We start from the raw sequence: 20,093 nt of genomic DNA, 5'->3' as shown, positions 1-20,093 counted from the left end.
ACCGTGATGGAAACAGCATGAACTGGACCTGGTTTCACAAGCTCGGCTCGCCCAAATGGTTTTACGGCATCAGTGGCAAACTGCTGCCGTGGTTGAGCATCGCCGCTGTATTGCTGATCGGCATCGGCCTGGTCTGGGGCCTGGCCTTCGCGCCGCCGGACTACCAGCAAGGCAACAGCTTTCGCATCATCTACATCCACGTTCCCGCTGCGATGCTGGCCCAGTCCTGCTACGTGATGCTGGCGGTGTGCGGCATTGTCGGCCTGGTGTGGAAGATGAAGCTGGCGGACGTTGCCCTGCAATGTGCCGCGCCCATCGGCGCCTGGATGACCGCCGTGGCGCTGGTCACCGGCGCGATCTGGGGCAAGCCGACCTGGGGTTCGTGGTGGGTGTGGGACGCGCGACTAACGTCGATGCTGATCCTGCTGTTCCTGTACTTCGGTCTTATTGCGCTGGGCAACGCCATCAGTAATCGTGACAGCGCCGCCAAGGCCTGCGCGGTGCTGGCGATTGTCGGCGTGATCAACATCCCGATCATCAAATACTCGGTGGAGTGGTGGAGCACCCTGCACCAGGGCGCCACCTTTACCCTTACCGAAAAGCCGGCGATGCCCGTGGAAATGTGGGCGCCGCTGCTGCTGATGGTGCTGGGGTTCTACTGTTTCTTCGGTGCCGTGCTGCTGCTGCGCATGCGCCTCGAAGTGCTCAAGCGTGAAGCCCGCACCAGTTGGGTCAAGGCCGAAGTGCAAAACAGCCTGGGAGCCCGTGGATGAGCTTCAACTCTTTCAGTGATTTTCTCGCCATGGGCCATCATGCCCTGTACGTCTGGACGGCCTATGGCATCTGCCTGGCGGTGCTGGCCCTCAACGTCGTCGCGCCGATCCTGGCCCGCAAGCGTTACCTGCAACAAGAGGCGCGTCGTTTGCGCCGGGAGACCGAAAAGTGAATCCGCTGCGTAGAAAGCGTCTGTTGATCATCCTGGCCATCATGGCCGGTGTCGGCATTGCCGTGACCCTGGCCTTGAGCGCCCTGCGGGAGAACATCAACCTGTTCTACACCCCGACCCAAATCGCCAACGGCGAAGCGCCGCTGGACACGCGAATTCGTGCCGGTGGCATGGTCGAGAAAGGCTCGCTGCAACGTTCCGGCGATTCGCTGGACGTCAAATTCATCGTCACCGACTTCAACAAGTCCGTGACCATCACCTACCGCGGCATCCTCCCGGACCTGTTCCGCGAAGGGCAGGGCATCGTCGCCCTCGGCAAGCTCAACGCCGACGGCGTGGTGGTGGCCGATGAAGTGCTGGCCAAGCACGATGAAAAATACATGCCGCCGGAAGTCACCAAGGCCCTCAAAGACAGCGGCCAATCCGCCCCGACCCCCGCCAAGGAGGGCTAAGTCATGACGTCCGCACTGTTTATTCCGGAGCTTGGCCAGTTGGCGATGATCCTCGCCCTGTGCTTTGCCATCGTCCAGGCCGTGGTCCCGTTGCTGGGCGCCTGGCGCGGTGACCGCCTGTGGATGAGCCTGGCCCAGCCGGCCGCCTGGGGCCAGTTCGCGTTTTTGGTGTTCGCCTTCGGCTGCCTGACCTACGCCTTTATGACCGACGACTTTTCCGTCGCCTATGTGGCCAACAACTCCAACAGCGCCTTGCCCTGGTACTACAAATTCAGCGCCGTGTGGGGCGCTCACGAAGGCTCGTTGCTGCTGTGGGCGTTGATCCTCGGCGGCTGGACCTTTGCCGTCTCGATCTTCTCCCGCCAGTTGCCGCAAGTGATGCTGGCCCGGGTGCTGGCGGTGATGGGCATGATCAGCATCGGCTTCCTGCTGTTTTTGATCATGACCTCCAACCCGTTCACCCGCATCCTGCCGCAGATCCCGGTAGACGGGCACGACCTCAACCCGCTGCTGCAAGACATTGGCCTGATCGTGCACCCGCCGATGCTCTACATGGGCTATGTCGGTTTTTCGGTGGCCTTCGCCTTCGCCATCGCCGCCTTGCTCGGCGGGCGCCTAGATGCGGCCTGGGCGCGCTGGTCGCGGCCCTGGACCATCGTCGCCTGGGCGTTCCTCGGCATCGGCATCACCCTGGGCTCGTGGTGGGCCTACTACGAACTTGGCTGGGGCGGCTGGTGGTTCTGGGACCCGGTGGAAAACGCCTCCTTCATGCCCTGGCTGGTGGGCACGGCGCTGATTCACTCGCTGGCGGTCACTGAAAAACGTGGCGTGTTCAAGAGCTGGACCGTATTGCTGGCCATCGCCGCGTTTTCCCTGAGCCTGCTGGGTACCTTCCTGGTGCGTTCCGGCGTACTCACGTCGGTTCACGCGTTTGCCTCCGACCCGGAGCGTGGCGTGTTCATCCTGATCTTCCTGCTGTTCGTGGTCGGCGGCTCGCTGACGTTGTTTGCCTTGCGCGCGCCTGTGGTCAAGAGCCACGTCGGCTTCAACCTCTGGTCGCGGGAAACCCTGTTGCTGGGTAATAACCTGGTGCTGGTGGTGGCGGCTTCGATGATCCTGCTCGGCACCCTGTACCCGCTGGCGCTGGATGCCCTGAGCGGCGCCAAACTGTCCGTCGGGCCGCCGTACTTCAACGCACTGTTCATTCCGTTGATGGCGCTGCTGATGGTGGTGATGGCGGTCGGCGTATTGGTGCGCTGGAAAGACACCCCGGTGAAATGGCTGGTGGGCATGCTCGCGCCGGTACTGCTCGGCAGCGCCGCATTGGCGGTGATCGCCGGTATTGCCTACGGCGACTTCAACTGGGCCGTGCTTGCCACCTTCATGCTCGCGGCCTGGGTATTGCTGGCCGGCGTGCGCGACCTGATCGACAAGACCCGCCACAAAGGCCTGATCAAGGGCCTGCCGAGCATGACCCGCAGCTACTGGGGCATGCAGGTCGCGCATATCGGCATCGCCGTGTGCGCCCTGGGCGTGGTGTTGTCCAGCCAGAACAGCGCCGAGCGCGACCTGCGTTTGGCCCCGGGCGAGTCCATGGACCTGGCCGGTTACCACTTCATTTTCGAAGGCGCCAAGCACTTCGAAGGCCCCAACTTCACCTCCGACAAAGGCACCGTACGCGTGGTGCGCAACGGCAAGGAAGTGGCCCTGCTGCACCCGGAAAAACGCCTGTACACCGTGCAAAGCTCGATGATGACCGAAGCCGGGATCGACGCCGGTTTCACCCGCGACCTCTACGTTGCCCTGGGTGAACCGCTGGGCGATGGCGCCTGGGCCGTGCGGGTGCACGTCAAACCGTTTGTGCGCTGGATCTGGTTCGGCGGCTTGCTCACCGGTTTCGGTGGTTTGCTGGCAGCGACAGACCGGCGTTACCGGGTCAAGGTCAAGAGCCGGGTGCGTGAAGCCCTCGGCCTGCAAGGAGCGCCAGTATGAAGCGTTGGTTGATGGTGTTACCGCTGGCGGCGTTTCTGGTGGTGGCGGTGTTCCTGTATCGCGGCCTGTACCTGGACCCTGCCGAGCTGCCGTCGGCCATGATCGGCAAGCCATTCCCGGCGTTCTCCCTGCCGACCGTGCAGGGCGACAAGACCCTGACCCAGGCTGATCTGCTGGGCAAACCGGCACTGGTCAATGTGTGGGGCACCTGGTGTATTTCGTGCCGCGTCGAGCACCCCGTGCTGAACAAGCTGGCCGAAAACGGCGTGGTGATCTACGGCATCAACTACAAGGACGACAATGCTGCCGCCTTGAAGTGGCTGGCCGAGTTCCACAACCCCTACCAGCTGGATATCCGCGACGAAGACGGCAACCTCGGGTTGAACCTTGGCGTATACGGCGCCCCGGAAACCTTCTTTATCGACGCCAAGGGCGTGATCCGCGACAAGTACGTGGGTGTGATCGACGAAGTGGTGTGGCGCGAGCAACTGGCCGCCAAGTACCAGGCGCTGGTGGATGAGGCCAAGCCATGAAGCGTTGGTTAGCCGCCGCTGTATTGGGCTTGAGCATGGTCGGTGTGGCTCACGCGGCCATCGACACCTACGAATTTGCCAAGGACGGTGACCGCGAGCGTTTTCGCGAGCTGACCAAGGAACTGCGCTGCCCCAAATGCCAGAACCAGGACATCGCCGACTCCAACGCGCCGATCGCCGCCGACCTGCGCAAAGAGATCTTCCGCATGCTCGGCGAGGGCAAGGACAATCAGCAGATCATCGACTTCATGGTCGATCGCTACGGTGATTTTGTGCGCTACAAACCGGCGCTTACCGGCAAGACCGCGCTGCTGTGGTTCGGCCCCGCCGGGCTGTTGCTCGCGGGAGTGGTGGTGATGGCGGTGATTGTGCGCCGCCGGCGTGTCGCCCCGGCCGATGGCTCGGATTCGCTTTCCGTCGATGAGCGTCAACGCCTCGACCAACTGCTGGACAAAAAAACTGATGATTGATTTCTGGCTCGCAGCCGGTCTGCTGCTTCTGATTGCCTTGAGTTTCCTGCTGATCCCGGTATTACGCGGCCGCCGCGCCCAGCGTGAAGAGGATCGCACCGCGCTGAACGTGGCGCTGTATCAAGAACGCGTGGCAGAACTGCAAACCCAGCAGTCCGAAGGCGTGCTGGATGCGGCCCAACTGGACAGCGGTCGCGCTGAAGCGGCGCGTGAGTTGCTGGCGGACACCGAAGGGGTGGAAAAACCTCGTGAGTCGCGCCTCGGCAAACCGTTGCCCTTGCTCGCAGCCTTTCTGGTGCCAGTGCTGGGCGTGGTGCTGTACCTGCATTACGGGGCCAGCGACAAGGTCGAACTGACTCGCGAATTCTCCCAGCCGCCGGTGTCCATGGAAGACATGACCCGCCGCTTGGAGCGTGCAGCAGCGGCCCAACCGGATTCGCCGGAAGGCTTGTACTTCCTCGGTCGCGCCTACATGGCCCAGGACCGTTCGGCCGATGCGGCCAAAGTCTTCGAGCGCACCGTGGCCTTGGCCGGTCGCCAGCCTGAGTTGCTCGGCCAGTGGGCCCAGGCGCAGTACTTTGCCGACAACAAACAGTGGTCGCCCAAGGTCCAGGCCTTGACCGACGAAGCGCTGAAGCTCGACCCGAAAGAAGTCACCAGCCTCGGCCTGCTGGGCATCGCAGCCTTTGAAGGCCAGCGTTACCAGGAAGCAATCGACTACTGGAACCGCCTGCTGGCGCAACTGCCGCCGGAAGACAACTCCCGTGCCGCGCTGCAAGGCGGGATCGACCGCGCCGCCGAGAAGCTCAAAGAGAGCGGCGGTAGCGTGGCGCCCGTGAAGGCACAAAAACAGATGCAAGTTCGCGTCGACCTTGCTGCCGATGTGAAGGCCAAGGCCTTGCCGACCGACAGCGTGTTCATCTTCGCCCGTGCCGTCAAAGGCCCGCCGGCGCCCCTTGCCGCCAAGCGCGTGACCGTGGCCGACCTGCCGATCACCGTCGAACTGGGTGATTCTGATGCGATGATGCCGCAGTTGAAACTGTCCAACTTTCCCGAAGTCCAACTGGTTGCGCGCATATCCCGGGCAGGTGTTCCGACAGCTGGCGAGTGGATCGGCCGCAGCCAACCGCTGGCCAGCAGCACTACTGCGCTGCAGCAACTGACCATTGACAGTCCGGACCACTAATTCGAGGAAATGCCCATGACCGCCATCGCGCGTATCACCCTGCTCTGCCTGGTACTGGGGTTGAGTGCTTGTGCGGTCCAGCGGCCTGCGTCGCCTACCGGGCCGACCATCCCGCCCACCGGGCCGTCGACCCAGCCGAGCACCCAGCCTTCCGGGCCAGTGATCAAGCCGTCGAAACCGGTGCCTAGCTCTTCACCGACCTTCGCACCGCCGCCAGGTGCGGCGAGCCATTGGGACGGCAAGATGCAGGTGTACGTGCTGGACGAGCAGGACGATACGTTTTACCGCCAGCGCACCTACTACCGCTGGAGCAACGGCTGGAGCCGCTCCATCAGCCCCAACGGGCCGTGGGAAGAGACCGATATCCATGGCGTACCGCCGGGGTTGAGCAAGCAGTACGCGCAATAAAAAAAGGCGACCTTCGGGTCGCCTTTTTCATGGCTGATGTGGAATACGGCCTACCCCACAACAAGGCTCAACAGTGGGCTTGCCTGTGATAGCGGTGTGTACCCACACATTTTCCCAGGATTGCCCAGTACCCCTGTGGTGAGCGGGCTTGCCCCGCGTTGGGCTGCGAAGCAGCCCCAATAAGGCGCCGCAGAGTATCAGGCGAAGTGCGGCGCCTGGTTTTAGGGCTGCTTCGCAGCCCAACGCGGGGCAAGCCCGCTCACCACAAAGGACTTTGGTCTGCTTGCAAGATTTGTGTAGCACCTATGCTGCGATGGCGATGTGTCAGTCGCGCATCCCCCCTGACACACCGCCATCGCGGGCAAGCCAGGCTCCCGCAGGTAGGACATCAGTTGTCCTTGAAACCCGGAAGGCCATTGGCTGCGCGCCATTCTTTTACTGTGTTGGTTCAGCCTTACGCTCGTGCTTGCGCCCGATGCGGCGCACTCAGCCAATGGATCACGCCAGCAATCACCCCCAGCGCCACACCAAACTCGACAATCCCCGACCAGCCCAGCCGCGTCATCAACCAGCCACTGACCGTGGCACCCACCGCGCCGCCAAAAAACGTTGCGGTCATGTACAGGCTGTTGATGCGCCCCTGGGCTTTCGGGTCCACCGCAAACGCTCGCGTCTGGTTAGATACCAGCCCCGCCTGCACGCCGATATCCAGCACAATCACCCCCAGCACCAGCAAGACAAGCGATGTCTCGGCACCCGCCAGCATCAGATAGGCCACGGTCACGGTGCCGATACTGGCGCCAATCACTGTGCGTGAACCCATGCGGTCCGCCGCCCGGCCACCCAGGGACGCGGCCAGCGCACCAGCTGCACCAATAATCCCGAAACCACCGGCCCAGGCGCTGCCCAATTGCCATGGCCCATGAGCCAACAGTGCCGCCAGATTCACCCAAAACGCATTGAAGCAAGCCCACAACAACGCCTGCACCATCATCGATTGGCGAATCGGGCTGTTATCGCGCATCAGCGGCCACAGCGAGGCCAGCAGGCGAGGGTAAGACAGATTGGTGCTAGGCACGCCCCGTGGCAGCAGCTTGGCCGCAGCGATCCACACCGGAATCATGAAGGCCGCTTCCATCGCGTACACCGCCCGCCAGCCATAAGCCTCACCGACTACACCGGCGATAGTGCGCCCGAGCAGAATCCCCACCATGATCCCGCTGACCACTGTCCCCACATTGCGCCCTCGCTCATGGGGCTGCGACATCACCGCCGCAAACGGCACCAGTTGCTGCGGTACACAGCTCACAATCCCCAAGCCGAATGACGCCCCGATCAACGCCAAGATACTTGGTGAAAACGCGGCCGCGAGGGCGAAACAGAACGCCAGCGCGATCTGCCCCAGCACCAGCTTGCGCCGGTCAAAGCGGTCGCCCATCGGCAACAGCAACGCGAGACCGGTGGCAAACCCCAGCAGGGCGGAACCGGCCACCAGGTCGACGGTGGTCACGTCCACGCCCATGTCCGAAGCGATCAGCGGCAGGATCGGCTGGGTGCAGTAAATATTGGTAATCACCGCGCCGGCGATCACCGCCATCATGATGATCTTGCCGCGCGGCGCAACCGCAGGTGCTGTGGAAGGTTGGGATGTCATCGGCAGGCCACTCACGGCGCTCTCCTTCAATGCAGATCTCCGGGAAGGAGATGAGTGGCCAACGTTACGCACTCGCGCTTGGCAGGATAATCCCCTAGGATTTGGAATCATCCTTCCAGAATTTGATAGGTTTCCATGAACCGCCTTGAATCCATGTCCATCTTCGTTGCCGTGGTTGATGCGGGCAGCCTGACGGCCGCAGCGCGGCGCCTCGACATGCCGCTGGCCAGTGTCAGCCGCAAGATGGCCGAGCTTGAGACGCACTTGAAAACCCGCCTTTTGCACCGGACCACGCGCCAATTGTCGTTGACCGATGCGGGTGGCTCCTACCTGGCGGCTTGCCGGCGCATCCTTGAAGACATCAGCGAGGCCGAGCGCGCGGCCACTGGCGAATATTCCGAGCCCCGGGGCGAGTTGGTGGTCACCGCGCCCGTGGTCTTCGGGCGGCTGCACATCGTGCCGTTGGTGGCGGAATTCCTCGCGCAGTACCCGCAGATCGACATCAACCTGATCCTCACCGACCGCGTCGTGCACCTGATGGAAGAGCATTGCGATGTGGCCGTGCGGATTGGCGAGCTGCCCGACAGCTCGCTCAAGGCCATGCAAGTTGGCGCGGTGCGGCGCGTGGTGTGTGCCAGCCCGGCGTACCTGGCCGCTCGCGGTGTACCGGCTGAACCTCAGGACTTGGCAGGGCATGACTGCATCACCTTTGAAGTGCTGGCGTCGCAAGGGGCTTGGGGATTTGGCGCAGGTAAAACCGGGGTCTCGGTGCCGGTGCACTCGCGGTTGTCGGTCAACACCGCGGAAGCGGCGATTGCGGCGGCGACATTGGGGGTTGGGGTGATTCGGGTGCTGTCGTATCAGGTGGCGAATGCGGTGCGGGAAGAGGCACTGGCGGTGGTGCTTGAGGCGTATGAGTCGGCGCCGCTGCCCATTAGCCTGGTGCACAAAGGGCAGTCGCCATTGCCGCTGAAGCTGCGGGCGTTTCTGGATTTTGTGATGCCGCGATTGCGGGCACGCACCGCCGAATAACACCGACGAATTTGGACCTGATGAAGATCAAAATGTGGGAGCTGGCTTGCTGTGGTGAGCGGGCTTGCCCCGCGCTCGGCTGCGAAGCAGCCCCATCAATCTGTAGTGAACCCGACGGGGGACAAGCCCCCTCACCACAGCAAGCCAGCGCCCACATTGGATGTATGTTGGTAGTTAGATCTCGGCAAGGCGCGGTTTTAGAAAACTCAAGGCATCTTTAAACACCTGATGCCACTCTTCTGACGGTTCGCCCGCCAGTGAGTGCCAGAAGAACTGGAACTCGTGGCCGCCATCATCCTCTGCAAAATGCGTCCAGGTATCTGGCAGCTCTTCCGCGACCTGGCATTGGTGAAAGGCCCATGTATGCCCCGTGGACGCTGAGTGCCAAGTGCCCAGGTCACGTATCACTTTGCCGGTTATCCCGGCTTCTTCTTGTAATTCCCGAATCGCAGCTGCGTCGGTGCTTTCGCCAGGCTCCACGCTGCCCTTGACCAGTTGAAGACCGGCCAATGGGTGTTTGAAGGCGAGGATTTCCAGGGATTGGCGGGTTCGCAGAACGACCGGACATGCCTTGTCTTTTCCCATCACACTGCCCTCTTGCACCTATTCGAAGCCAGCTATTGCACCACAGTCCGGCACATTTCCAATGCAGGGTGAAGACCTTGTGGCGAGGGAGCTTGCTCCCGCTGGACTGCGCAGCAGGCCCAAGTCAGCCACCTCAGCACATCCGACAGACCGTGTCACCCGGGTTTGGGGCCGCTGCGCAGCCCAGCGGGAGCAAGCTCCCTCGCCACAGGTCAGGTATTCAGCGTCAGCTCCAACCTTTCATCAAACCTTCATCAAACAGTTTTACTCCCGTCATGTGCAAGTCATAGGTCTGACACCTCCCGCGCCTACTGTCGTTTGAACTCAAACGCAGCCACGGACGGCTGTTCAACCAGACAGAGAAGCCCATGACTCCAGCTATCCATGTCGATCATCTGAACAAGACCTTTGCGAAAAAATCCGCACTGGTCGACCTCGAACTCACCGTTGGCACCGGTGAGATGGTCGCGCTGATTGGCGCTTCCGGCTCCGGCAAGTCGACCTTGCTGCGCCACCTCGCGGGCCTGGCCTGTTGCGACAAGAGCAACGGCGGCAGCGTCAAGGTGCTGGGCCGGGAAGTGCAGGCCAGCGGGCGGTTGAATGGCAAGGTGCGACGCTTGCGCGCCGACATCGGCTATATCTTCCAGCAGTTCAACCTGGTCAACCGCCTGAGCGTGCTCGACAACGTGCTGCTCGGTTGCCTGGGCCGCATGCCGCGCTGGCGCGGCAACCTCGGGTTGTTCAATGCCGAGGAAAAACACTTCGCCATGGAGTCCCTGGCCCGTGTCGGCCTGGCGGACCTGGCCGCACAACGCGCCTCTACTTTGTCCGGCGGCCAGCAGCAACGCGTGGCGATCGCCCGGGCCCTGACCCAGCGCGCCGAAGTGATCCTGGCCGATGAACCCATTGCCTCGCTCGACCCGGAATCGGCGCGCAAGGTCATGGAGATCCTCGCCGACATCAACGGCCGCGACGGCAAGACCGTGGTGGTCACCCTGCACCAAGTCGATTACGCCATGCGTTATTGCCCGCGAGCCGTGGCGCTCAAGGGCGGGCGGATTCATTTCGATGGGCAGGCAAGCGAGCTGAACAGCCAGTTCCTCAATGATTTGTACGGTGCCGATGTCGACACCAGCCTGATGTTTTCCGACCAGACCCGCACCACCGTCGTCCCCGCACGGCTGGCCCTGGCTCGCGCTTGAAACCCTATTAACGACCCACAGGAATCCTCTCCATGTTGAACCGTATCGGTCATGTGTTTCTGTCCGCCGTCTTGCTCGCCAGCGTGGCCATGGGCAATGCCCAGGCCGCCGACAAGGCGATCAATTTCGGCATCATGTCCACCGAGTCCTCGCAGAACCTCAAGAGCATCTGGCAGCCATTTCTGGATGACATGCACACCAAGACCGGCCTCACCATCAACGCCACCTTCGCCTCCGACTATGCCGGCCTGATCCAGGGTATGCGCTTCAACAAGGTCGACGTGGCCTGGCTGGGCAACAAGGCCGCGATGGAAGCGGTGGACCGTTCCAACGGCGAAATCTTCGCCCAGACCGCCGCCGCCAACGGTGCCGCCGGTTACTGGAGCGTGCTGATCGTGCGCAAGGACAGCCCGATCAACAACGTTGAAGACATGCTCAAGAATGCCAAGAACCTGACCTTCGGCAACGGCGACCCGAACTCCACCTCGGGCTACCTGGTACCCGGTTACTACGTGTTCGCCAAGAACCATGTCGACGCCGCCACCGCCTTCAAACGCACCCTCAACTCCAGCCATGAAGTCAACGCACTGAGCGTGGCCAAGGGGCAGTTGGACGTCGCCACGTTCAACACCGAAAGCTGGGATCGCCTGGCTGTCACTCAGCCGGACAAAGCGGCAATGCTCAAGGTGATCTGGAAGTCGCCGCTGATCCCCGCCGACCCGATGGTGTGGAGCAAGGCCCTGAGCGACAGCGAGAAGGCCAAGATCCGCGATTTCTTCGCCCACTACGGTGACACCGACGAAGAGAAGGCCGTGCTCAAGAACATGCAACTGGGCAAGTTCCTCAAGTCCAGTGACGACCAGCTGTTGCCGATCCGCCAACTGGAGCTGTTCAAGCAGCGCACCACCATCAGCGCCGACGACCACCTGGAAGCGGCCGACAAGACCAAGAAGCTCGCCGACATCGACGCCGACCTCGCGAAGCTGCAACAGCGCATCACCGAACTGGACAAAAAAACCGCTGCCAACGGCTAACCCCCTGTAGGCGCGGGCTTGTGTGGGAGCCGGGCTTGCCCGCGATGCAGGCAACTCGGTCTGACAGTAAAACCGAGTCGATCCTATCGCGGGCAAGCCCGGCTCCCACATAAGCCTTGCCCACACACTTATTGAGAGTGACCCATGACTACCTTGCATGCTGAAGCAGTGGGTAAAAGGACTTGGCCGCGATATCTGGGCTGGGGCCTGTTCCTGATCGTGCTGGCCTGGGCCTGGCACGGCGCCGAGATGAACCCGCTGGCGCTGTACCGCGACTCCGGAAACATGGCGACCTTCGCCGCCGACTTCTTTCCGCCGGACTTCCACGAATGGCGCTCCTACCTCAAGGAGATGATCGTCACCGTGCAAATCGCCCTCTGGGGCACGGTGCTGGCGATTGTCTGCTCGGTGCCGCTGGGCATTCTGTGCGCCGACAACATCACCCCTTGGTGGATTCACCAGCCGCTGCGCCGGGTGATGGATGCGTTCCGTTCGATCAACGAAATGGTCTTCGCCATGTTGTTCGTGGTCGCCGTCGGCCTCGGTCCCTTTGCCGGTGTCCTGGCCTTGTGGATCAGCACCACCGGCGTCCTCGCCAAGCTGTTCGCCGAAGCCGTCGAAGCCATCGACCCCGGCCCGGTTGAAGGCGTAAGAGCCACCGGCGCCAGTGCCTTGCAAGAGGTGATCTACGGCGTGATCCCGCAAGTGATGCCGCTGTGGGTCTCGTATGCGCTCTACCGCTTCGAAGCCAACGTGCGCTCCGCCACGGTGGTGGGGATGGTCGGTGCCGGCGGGATCGGCGTGATCCTGTGGGAAAACATCCGCGCCTTCCAGTTCGTGCAGACCTGCGCGGTGCTGCTGGTGATCATCGTGGTGGTGAGCTGTATCGACGTGCTGTCCCAACGCCTGCGCAAGCAGTTCATCTGACGACGGAGGGGTGCCCCTGGGCGCTTTTTTTTAAGCATGCAGTTGTCTAGACAAGATGAGCCGGTGTACCGCGAACTCGCCGACATCCTGCGCCGCGAACTCAGCAGCTACCAGGCCGGCGACTTCCTGCCGGGCGAGGTGCAGTTGGCCGAACGGTTTGGCGTCAACCGCCACACTTTGCGCCGCGCCATCGATGAGCTGGTGTTCGAAGGCAGCCTGTTGCGCCGCCAGGGCAAAGGCACCCAGGTATTGGACCGCCCGTTGATATACCCGATGGGCCCCGAGACCTCCTACAGCCAGTCGTTGTCGGCCCAAGGCGTGGGCGTGGAAGCGATTCTGCTCAAGCGCCGCTACTGCTTCGCCAGCCGCGATGAAGCGCAGCAATTGGGCATCGCCGAGATGGCGCCAATGATCGAGCTGCAAACCCTGCGCAAGCTCGACCACCAGCCCGTCAGCCTGATTCGCCATCGCTACTGCGCCAGCCATGCGCCGCTGCTGGCGGACTACAACGGTGGCTCTCTGCGCCAGTACCTGCGTGAGCGCGACCTGCCGTTGACCCGCACCCAAAGCCTGATCGGCGCGCGCTTGCCCAACCGCGACGAAGCCGCGCTGCTGATGATGCCCCGGCACTTGCCGGCGCTCACCGTATTCACCCTTTCCCGCGATCGCGACGGCCGCCCGGTGGAGCTGGCGCAGTCCACCAGCCGTTCGGATCGCTTCCAGTACCAAGTGGTGACCTGATGGAGACCCCGATGAACCTGTCCCCGCGTCAACACTGGATCGGCGTGCTCGCCCGCGCCTTTCGCAGTGAATTGCTGCCCCATGAAGACGCCCTGCGCGATGTGGATTACCAACTGATCCGCGCCCCGGAAATCGGTATGACCCTGGTACGCGGCCGCATGGGCGGCAATGGTGCGCCGTTCAACGTCGGCGAAATGAGCGTGACCCGCTGCGTGGTGCGCCTGGCTGACGGCCGTACCGGCTACAGCTACCTGGCCGGGCGCGACAAGGTCCACGCCGAATTGGCCGCGCTGGCCGACGCCCATTTGCAGGGCGCACACCCGAGTATCTGGGTCAGCGATTTGATCGGCGCACTGGCCAACGCCCAGGCCGAACGCCGGGCGCAAAAAGAGGCCGACACCGCCGCCACCAAGGTCGAGTTCTTCACCCTGGTTCGAGGAGAAAACTGATGAATGCCCAACTGTTGCAACCGGCGTTTGTGGACCCGGTGCTGGACGCCCAACGCGGTTTTCGTGGGGCGCTCAAGGCCCTCGCCGAGCCTGGTTTGATCCAGTCCTTGCCCGCCGCCCCGAGCCTTGAAGGCCTGGCTCCGGCCACCTACGCGCTGTGCCTGGCGCTGCTGGACGTGGACACACCGCTGTGGCTCGCGCCGGGGTTCGACACGCCGCTGATTCGCGCCAATTTGGCCTTTCACTGCGGTTGCCCGCTGACCGCCAACCGGGAAGAAGCCACGTTTGCCTTGCTCGCAGAGCAGGACCTGCTCGACCTCAGCGGATTCGGCCACGGCAACGACCGCTACCCGGATCAGTCCTGCACTTTGCTGGTCCAGTTGACCGACCTGGAGGCCGGTCGCGGCTTGAACTGGCGCGGCCCGGGGATCAAGACCCATCGCCAGGTCAACGTGCCGGTGCCCCAGGCGTTCTGGCTGGAACGTGAACGTCGCGAAACCTTCCCCCGTGGCCTGGACGTGTTGTTCGCCGCCGGCCATCACCTGATCGGCCTGCCACGCAGTACCCGAATTGCACAGGAGCGTGCCTGATGTACGTAGCCGTCAAGGGTGGCGAACAGGCCATCGACAATGCCCACCGCCTGCTGGCAAAAAAACGCCGGGGCGATACTTCCATTCCAGAACTTGGCGTGGAGCAGATCCGCGAGCAACTGCCGCTGGCGGTCGCCCGGGTGATGAGCGAAGGCTCGCTGTACGACACCGAGTTGGCCGCACTGGCGATCAAGCAGGCGGCGGGGGACCTGGTGGAAGCGATCTTTCTGCTGCGGGCCTACCGCACCACGTTGCCGCGCTTCAGCCCGAGCCTGCCGATCGATACGGCGCAGATGGTGCTCAGTCGGCGTTTGTCGGCCACCTTCAAGGATGTACCGGGCGGGCAATTGCTGGGCCCGACCTTCGACTACACCCATCGCCTGCTGGACTTCGCGCTGCTGGCCGACGGTGAATACCCAGGCCCGCAAACCACGCCGGATGCCACCCTTGAACCGTGCCCTCGGGTGCTCGGCTTGTTGGCCAAGGAAGGCCTGATCAAGAACGAATCCGACGACACCGCCAGCGTCGCCGACATCACCCGCGACCCGCTGGAATACCCGGCCAACCGCGCCCAGCGCCTGCAAGCCCTGGCCCGTGGTGATGAAGGTTTCCTGCTGGCGCTGGGTTACTCGACCCAACGCGGTTACGGCCGCAACCACCCGTTCGCCGGCGAGATTCGCATCGGCGATGTGGAGGTGTGGATCGACCCTGAAGAACTGGGTTTCCCGGTTTGCCTGGGCAGCATCGAAGTCACCGAGTGCGAGATGGTCAACCAGTTCGTCGGTTCGGCCACCGAGCTGGCGCAGTTCACGCGCGGCTACGGCCTGGCCTTCGGGCATGCCGAGCGCAAGGCCATGGGCATGGCGCTGGTGGACCGCTCGCTACGCGCCAACGAGTTCAACGAAGAGATCGTCTCGCCGGCCCAGCAAGAAGAATTCGTGCTGTCGCACTGCGACAACGTCGAGGCGGCGGGCTTTGTTTCCCACCTCAAATTGCCTCACTACGTGGACTTCCAGTCCGAGCTGGAACTGATCCGCAAACTGCGCCAACCGGCCGAGGGCACCCGCCATGAATGACCTGACTCAAGCACCCGCGCGCGACCCGGCGTACAACTTCGCCTACCTGGATGAGCAGACCAAACGCATGATCCGCCGCGCCTTGCTCAAGGCCGTGGCGATCCCCGGTTACCAGGTGCCGTTCGGTGGCCGCGAGATGCCGCTGCCTTACGGTTGGGGCACCGGCGGCATGCAACTGACCGCCGCGATTCTGGGGGCTGATGACGTGCTCAAGGTCATTGACCAGGGCGCCGACGACACCACCAACGCCGTGTCGATCCGCCGCTTTTTCGCGCGTACCGCGGGCGTCGCCACCACTGAAAGCACCCCGGACGCCACGGTGATCCAGACCCGCCACCGCATCCCGGAGACCCCGTTGCAGGCCAACCAGATCATGGTCTACCAGGTACCGATCCCGGAGCCGCTGCGCTTTATCGAGCCGTCGGAAACCGAGACCCGCACCATGCATGCCCTCAATGACTACGGCGTGATGCATGTAAAGCTTTACGAAGACATCGCGACCTTTGGCCATATCGCCACCAGCTACGCCTACCCGGTGATGGTGGATGAACGCTACGTGATGGACCCATCGCCCATCCCGAAATTCGACAACCCCAAACTCGACATGAGCCCGGCGTTGATGCTGTTCGGTGCCGGCCGCGAAAAGCGCTTATACGCGGTGCCGCCGTACACCCAGGTCACCAGCCTGGACTTTGAAGACCACCCGTTCGAAGTGCAGAAGTGGGAACACAACTGCGCGATCTGCGGCAGCCATGAATCGTTCCTCGATGAGCTGATTCTGGACGATGCCGGTACCCAGAGTTTTGTGTGTTCCGACACCTGGTACTGCGCCCAACGGGTGAAGGAGAACAACCAGTGAGCCAGCCTCTTTTGCACGTGCGTGACCTGTCGTTGTTATACGGCGAAGAGAAGGGCTGCCAAGGCGTCAGCTTCGATTTGTACCCCGGCGAAGTGCTGGGGATTGTCGGCGAGTCCGGCTCGGGCAAGTCCACCTTGCTCTCGTTGCTCAGTGGGCGCTTGCCGCCGCAGGCCGGGCACATCGGCTATCGCGGCAAGGACGGCGAGTGGCTGGACCTGTACAGCGCCAGCGAAGCCGAACGCCGAACTCTGCTGCGCACCGAATGGGGCTTTGTCGAGCAAAACCCACGGGACGGTTTGCGCATGGGCGTCTCTGCCGGCGCCAACATCGGCGAGCGCCTGATGGCCCAGGGCGTACGCAATTATGAGCAACTGCGCGGCGCCGGGATCGACTGGCTGGGCCAGGTGGAAATCGACCCGCAGCGTATCGACGACTTGCCCCGGACCTTCTCCGGCGGCATGCAACAGCGCCTGCAAATCGCCCGCAACCTGGTCTCCAGCCCGCGCCTTGTGTTTATGGACGAACCCACCGGCGGCCTGGACGTGTCGGTGCAGGCGCGCTTGCTCGACCTGCTGCGCGGCCTGGTGCGCGAGCTGGATTTGGCAGTCGTGATTGTGACCCACGACCTCGCTGTGGCGCGCTTGCTGGCTGACCGCCTGATGGTGATGCGCCGGTCGCGGGTGGTGGAAACCGGGCTGACGGACCAGATCCTCGACGATCCACAGCACCCTTACTCTCAACTGCTGGTGTCTTCGGTATTGCAGCCATGATGAATGCCTTGATCGAGGTCCGTGACCTCTCGAAAACCTTCACCTTGCACCAGCAGAACGGCGTGGTGCTGAACGTGCTGCGCGGGGTGGAATTCAGCGTGAAGGGCGGCGAATGCCTGGTGCTGCACGGCCAGTCCGGCGCGGGTAAAAGCACGCTGCTGCGCACCCTGTACGGTAACTACCTACCGGCGGGCGGCAGCATCCGTGTGCAGCATGCCGGTGAGTGGCTGGAGCTGGTCGGCGCCCAGCCGCGCGACATTCTGCAGGTGCGCCAGCAGACCTTGGGTTACGTCAGCCAGTTTCTGCGGGTGATCCCGCGTGTGGCTTGCCTGGATGTGGTGATGGAGCCCGCCCTGGCCCGTGGCTGGTCGAAGGCCAATGCACAGTCACGCGCCGAACATCTGCTGACCCGCCTGAACATCCCTCAACGCCTGTGGCAGTTGGCGCCCGGTACGTTCTCCGGCGGCGAGCAGCAGCGGGTCAACATCGCCCGCGGCTTTATGGTGGCCTGGCCGGTGATGCTGCTGGACGAACCTACCGCGTCCCTCGACGACAGCAACCGCCAGGTGGTGCTGGAACTGATGAACGAAGCCAAGGCCGCCGGTGCGGCGCTGATTGGCATCTTCCACGACCGCGCCGCCCGTGAAGCGGTCGCCGACCGCCATTTCGACATGACCCCCGCGCCTGTTGCCCAAGAGGAATACGCCCATGCCCGCTGAACAGATCCTCAGTAATGCTCAACTTGTGACGGCTGACCGGATGTTCCTTGGCAGCGTGGTGCTGCGCGACGGGCTGATCGTCGACATCGCCGAAGGCCGCAGCCAGTTGCCTCAGGCGCAGGACCTGGGCGGTGATTTCCTGCTGCCCGGCCTGGTGGAACTGCACACCGACAACCTGGAAAAACACATGACCCCGCGCCCAGGCGTAGACTGGCCGTCGACCTCGGCGGTACTCAGCCATGACGCGCAGATCATCGCGGCGGGCATCACCACGGTGTTCGACGCGGTGTCCATCGGCGATGTGAATCCCAAGGGCAACCGCATGAAAAAACTGCCGGCAATGCTCGACGCCATTGCCTCGGCCGAAGCCGCTGGGCTGACCCGTGCCGAGCACCACCTGCACCTGCGGTGCGAGCTGTGCCACCCGGACACATTGAGCGTGTTCCGCGACCTGGTGGAAAACCCGCTGGTGCGCCTGGTGTCGGTGATGGACCATTCGCCGGGCCAGCGCCAGTTCGTGCTCGAATCCAAGTACCGTGAGTACTACATGGGCAAGTACCACCTGAACGACGAGACCATGGACGCGTTCATCGTGCTGCAAATGGCCAACTCGAAGGAGTACAGCGACCGCTACCGCGCCGCGATCGTCGAGCATTGCCTGGAACGCGGCCTGTCGGTGGCCAGCCATGACGATGCAACGTTGGCGCACGTCGAGGAGTCGGCGCGCTACGGCATGACCATCGCCGAATTCCCGACCACCCTGGAAGCGGCGCGCGGCTGCCAGGCACTGAACATGAAAGTTCTGATGGGCGCGCCGAACGTGGTGCGTGGCGGGTCCCACTCGGGTAATGTGGCCGCCGCCGGCCTGGCTGCCGAGGGATTGCTGGATATACTTTCCAGTGACTACTACCCGGCCAGCCTGTTGCAGGCGGCGTTCGTGCTGGCCGATCAACAAGACGGCGGCGACCTTTCGCGGGCGGTCAAGATGATCAGCCTGGCGCCCGCACAAGCCGCGGGCCTGAGCGATCGCGGTGAAATCGCCATGGGCCTGCGGGCCGACCTGGTGCAAGCCAAGAGCCGCGACGGACTGCCAGTGGTCCAACAAGTCTGGCGACAAGCGAAGAGGGTGTTTTGATGGCGGGCAGGTTGATCTATCTCATCGGGCCATCGGGTTCGGGCAAGGACAGCCTGCTGGATGCCGCACGCCCACGTTTGGCCGAGCGTGGCTGCCGCATTGTGCGGCGGGTCATCACCCGTTCGGCGGAAGCGGTAGGGGAAGCCGCGCAGGGCGTGAGCCCGGCGCAGTTTGCCGCGATGGAGGCCGAGGGCGCGTTTACCCTCAGCTGGCACGCCAACGGGTTGTCCTATGGCATCCCCCGGGAAGTCGACGAGTGGCTGGCGGCGGGGCACGACGTGCTGGTCAACGGCTCTCGCGGCCATCTGGAGCAAACCCGGCTGCGTTACCCCAACCTGCTGGTGGTGTTGCTGACCGTGGACCAAGGTGTTTTGCGCCAGCGTTTGCTGGCGCGCGGCCGTGAATCCCTGGTTGATATTGATCTGCGGCTGGCGCGCAATGCGCGGTTCGCTGAAGGCTTGAGCACTGCGCCAGATGTCTTGCTGCTCGACAACTCCGGCCAACTGGAACACACGGTCGAGCGCCTGCTGGGCTGCCTCGATGGGCAACCGGCATGCGCCTGACGCTGCTGGGCACCGGCGATGCACGGCAAGTCCCGGTGTATGGCTGTGAGTGCGCCGCCTGTGGCCTGGCGCGCAGTGACCAGAGCCTGCGCCGCCGCCCGTGCAGCGCGTTGATTGAGTGCGGCGACCAGCGCTGGTTGATCGACAGCGGCTTGCCCGACCTCACCGAACGTTTCCCGCCGCGCAGTTTCACCGGGATTCTTCAGACTCACTACCACGCCGACCATGCGCAAGGTTTGCTGCATTTGCGCTGGGGGCAAGGGCTGGTGATCCCGGTGCATGGGCCGGTGGATCCCGAAGGTTTGTCGGACCTGTACAAGCACCCCGGCATCCTGGATTTCAGCCAGCCGTTCGGCGAGTTTGAAACCCGCCGGTTTGGTGAGCTGAACGTCACGGCATTACCGCTGCTGCATTCCAAGCCTACGCTGGGTTATTTGCTGGAGGGCGAGGGGCGGCGTATCGCCTACCTCACCGACACCGTCGGCCTGCCGCCCGCCACCCGCGACTGGCTGCAACGCGAGCCGCTGGATGTGCTGGTGCTTGATTGCTCGATGCCGCCGCAACCGCAGGCACCGCGCAATCACAATGACCTGACGCTGGCCTTGCAGTGCATTGAGGAGGTGGGCGCGCAATTGGGGGTGCTGACCCATGTGGGGCACACGCTGGATGCGTGGTTGTTGCAGCATCGGCGGGAGTTGCCGCGGCATGTGACGGTTGCCTGGGACGGCCGGGTGCTGTAGCCAAACGTCCAGGTCCATGAATTTTTAGCA

General features: G+C 63.2%; 24 protein-coding genes and 1 pseudogene. 22 read left to right on the top strand and 3 right to left on the bottom strand.

Features of this window, described 5'->3' with window-relative positions; all coding sequences use genetic code 11:
- Positions 1-17 precede the first annotated feature (17 nt).
- Genes ACZRN6_RS26840 through ACZRN6_RS26805 form a run of 8 tightly spaced genes read left to right on the top strand, consistent with a single transcriptional unit; the run spans position 18 to position 5,987 of the window.
- A complete protein-coding gene (locus ACZRN6_RS26840; protein WP_322146599.1) occupies positions 18-773 on the top strand; it encodes a heme ABC transporter permease in 756 nt (251 codons plus the stop codon).
- Positions 770-946 carry a heme exporter protein CcmD gene (gene ccmD, locus ACZRN6_RS26835; protein ID WP_322146597.1) on the top strand — a complete coding sequence of 59 codons (177 nt, stop codon included), beginning with the start codon at positions 770-772 and terminating at the stop codon, positions 944-946. Before ACZRN6_RS26840 ends, ccmD begins: the two co-directional genes overlap by 4 nt.
- Positions 943-1,398 carry a cytochrome c maturation protein CcmE gene (gene ccmE, locus ACZRN6_RS26830; RefSeq protein WP_008434786.1) on the top strand — a complete coding sequence of 152 codons (456 nt, stop codon included), beginning with the start codon at positions 943-945 and terminating at the stop codon, positions 1,396-1,398. The genes ccmD and ccmE overlap by 4 nt, the downstream gene beginning before the upstream one ends.
- A 3-nt stretch (positions 1,399-1,401) precedes the next feature.
- Entirely contained in the window at positions 1,402-3,390 is a 1,989-nt protein-coding gene (locus tag ACZRN6_RS26825) for a heme lyase CcmF/NrfE family subunit (protein WP_322146594.1), read from the top strand.
- Complete coding sequence (locus ACZRN6_RS26820; protein ID WP_177087617.1) at positions 3,387-3,923, top strand: DsbE family thiol:disulfide interchange protein; 537 nt, start codon at positions 3,387-3,389, stop codon at positions 3,921-3,923. Before ACZRN6_RS26825 ends, ACZRN6_RS26820 begins: the two co-directional genes overlap by 4 nt.
- A complete protein-coding gene (locus tag ACZRN6_RS26815; RefSeq protein WP_010166149.1) occupies positions 3,920-4,393 on the top strand; it encodes a cytochrome c-type biogenesis protein in 474 nt (157 codons plus the stop codon). Before ACZRN6_RS26820 ends, ACZRN6_RS26815 begins: the two co-directional genes overlap by 4 nt.
- On the top strand, positions 4,386-5,579 hold the full coding sequence (ccmI, locus tag ACZRN6_RS26810; RefSeq protein ID WP_322146591.1) for a c-type cytochrome biogenesis protein CcmI: 1,194 nt from the start codon (positions 4,386-4,388) through the stop codon (positions 5,577-5,579). The genes ACZRN6_RS26815 and ccmI overlap by 8 nt, the downstream gene beginning before the upstream one ends.
- A gap of 15 nt (positions 5,580-5,594) precedes the next feature.
- A complete protein-coding gene (locus ACZRN6_RS26805; protein ID WP_322146589.1) occupies positions 5,595-5,987 on the top strand; it encodes a hypothetical protein in 393 nt (130 codons plus the stop codon).
- Between the two features lie 388 nt (positions 5,988-6,375).
- Here ACZRN6_RS26805 and ACZRN6_RS26800 read toward each other — a convergent pair.
- A pseudogene (locus ACZRN6_RS26800) lies at positions 6,376-6,432 on the bottom strand (bacteriocin immunity protein); the annotation flags it as partial.
- 9 nt (positions 6,433-6,441) lie between these two features.
- Positions 6,442-7,641: an MFS transporter gene (locus tag ACZRN6_RS26795; RefSeq protein ID WP_464009257.1), complete on the bottom strand. Its 1,200-nt coding sequence runs from the start codon at positions 7,639-7,641 to the stop codon at positions 6,442-6,444.
- Between the two features lie 135 nt (positions 7,642-7,776).
- Here ACZRN6_RS26795 and ACZRN6_RS26790 point away from each other — a divergent pair, with 135 nt between their 5' ends.
- A complete protein-coding gene (locus ACZRN6_RS26790) occupies positions 7,777-8,673 on the top strand; it encodes a LysR family transcriptional regulator (protein WP_464009245.1) in 897 nt (298 codons plus the stop codon).
- Positions 8,674-8,847: 174 nt separating this feature from the next.
- Here ACZRN6_RS26790 and ACZRN6_RS26785 read toward each other — a convergent pair whose 3' ends face one another.
- On the bottom strand, positions 8,848-9,258 hold the full coding sequence (locus ACZRN6_RS26785; RefSeq protein WP_464009244.1) for an NUDIX hydrolase: 411 nt from the start codon (positions 9,256-9,258) through the stop codon (positions 8,848-8,850).
- Between the two features lie 368 nt (positions 9,259-9,626).
- Between ACZRN6_RS26785 and phnC the strand changes: the two genes are divergently transcribed.
- The 13 genes from phnC to phnP all read left to right on the top strand — a co-directional run bounded on the left by phnC (position 9,627) and on the right by phnP (position 20,063).
- A complete protein-coding gene (phnC, locus tag ACZRN6_RS26780) occupies positions 9,627-10,460 on the top strand; it encodes a phosphonate ABC transporter ATP-binding protein (RefSeq protein ID WP_322146583.1) in 834 nt (277 codons plus the stop codon).
- 32 nt (positions 10,461-10,492) lie between these two features.
- Positions 10,493-11,494 carry a phosphonate ABC transporter substrate-binding protein gene (gene phnD / locus ACZRN6_RS26775; RefSeq protein ID WP_322146581.1) on the top strand — a complete coding sequence of 334 codons (1,002 nt, stop codon included), beginning with the start codon at positions 10,493-10,495 and terminating at the stop codon, positions 11,492-11,494.
- Positions 11,495-11,638: 144 nt separating this feature from the next.
- On the top strand, positions 11,639-12,421 hold the full coding sequence (phnE, locus tag ACZRN6_RS26770) for a phosphonate ABC transporter, permease protein PhnE (protein WP_464009243.1): 783 nt from the start codon (positions 11,639-11,641) through the stop codon (positions 12,419-12,421).
- 36 nt (positions 12,422-12,457) lie between these two features.
- Complete coding sequence (phnF, locus tag ACZRN6_RS26765; protein ID WP_464009242.1) at positions 12,458-13,162, top strand: phosphonate metabolism transcriptional regulator PhnF; 705 nt, start codon at positions 12,458-12,460, stop codon at positions 13,160-13,162.
- A gap of 11 nt (positions 13,163-13,173) precedes the next feature.
- Entirely contained in the window at positions 13,174-13,611 is a 438-nt protein-coding gene (gene phnG, locus ACZRN6_RS26760) for a phosphonate C-P lyase system protein PhnG (protein WP_464009241.1), read from the top strand.
- Positions 13,611-14,201, top strand: coding sequence for a phosphonate C-P lyase system protein PhnH (gene phnH / locus ACZRN6_RS26755; protein ID WP_464009240.1), 591 nt, complete (start codon positions 13,611-13,613; stop codon positions 14,199-14,201). Before phnG ends, phnH begins: the two co-directional genes overlap by 1 nt.
- Positions 14,201-15,277: a carbon-phosphorus lyase complex subunit gene (locus ACZRN6_RS26750; RefSeq protein WP_322146571.1), complete on the top strand. Its 1,077-nt coding sequence runs from the start codon at positions 14,201-14,203 to the stop codon at positions 15,275-15,277. Before phnH ends, ACZRN6_RS26750 begins: the two co-directional genes overlap by 1 nt.
- Positions 15,270-16,136 carry an alpha-D-ribose 1-methylphosphonate 5-phosphate C-P-lyase PhnJ gene (locus ACZRN6_RS26745; protein WP_322146569.1) on the top strand — a complete coding sequence of 289 codons (867 nt, stop codon included), beginning with the start codon at positions 15,270-15,272 and terminating at the stop codon, positions 16,134-16,136. The genes ACZRN6_RS26750 and ACZRN6_RS26745 overlap by 8 nt, the downstream gene beginning before the upstream one ends.
- Positions 16,097-16,906, top strand: coding sequence for a phosphonate C-P lyase system protein PhnK (gene phnK, locus ACZRN6_RS26740; RefSeq protein WP_416152136.1), 810 nt, complete (start codon positions 16,097-16,099; stop codon positions 16,904-16,906). The genes ACZRN6_RS26745 and phnK overlap by 40 nt, the downstream gene beginning before the upstream one ends.
- The gene (phnL, locus tag ACZRN6_RS26735; RefSeq protein ID WP_464009256.1) at positions 16,906-17,625 is read left to right on the top strand and encodes a phosphonate C-P lyase system protein PhnL; all 720 of its coding nucleotides are present in this window, start codon (positions 16,906-16,908) and stop codon (positions 17,623-17,625) included. Before phnK ends, phnL begins: the two co-directional genes overlap by 1 nt.
- Complete coding sequence (locus ACZRN6_RS26730; RefSeq protein WP_464009239.1) at positions 17,615-18,760, top strand: alpha-D-ribose 1-methylphosphonate 5-triphosphate diphosphatase; 1,146 nt, start codon at positions 17,615-17,617, stop codon at positions 18,758-18,760. The genes phnL and ACZRN6_RS26730 overlap by 11 nt, the downstream gene beginning before the upstream one ends.
- Complete coding sequence (gene phnN, locus ACZRN6_RS26725) at positions 18,760-19,323, top strand: phosphonate metabolism protein/1,5-bisphosphokinase (PRPP-forming) PhnN (protein WP_464009238.1); 564 nt, start codon at positions 18,760-18,762, stop codon at positions 19,321-19,323. The genes ACZRN6_RS26730 and phnN overlap by 1 nt, the downstream gene beginning before the upstream one ends.
- Complete coding sequence (phnP, locus tag ACZRN6_RS26720; protein WP_322146562.1) at positions 19,314-20,063, top strand: phosphonate metabolism protein PhnP; 750 nt, start codon at positions 19,314-19,316, stop codon at positions 20,061-20,063. Before phnN ends, phnP begins: the two co-directional genes overlap by 10 nt.
- Positions 20,064-20,093 lie beyond the last annotated feature (30 nt).

The sequence above is a fragment of the Pseudomonas sp. A125 genome (assembly GCF_055409485.1).
The sequence above is the reverse complement of the archived record's forward strand: the minus strand, read 5'-3'. Positions and strand labels throughout refer to the sequence as shown.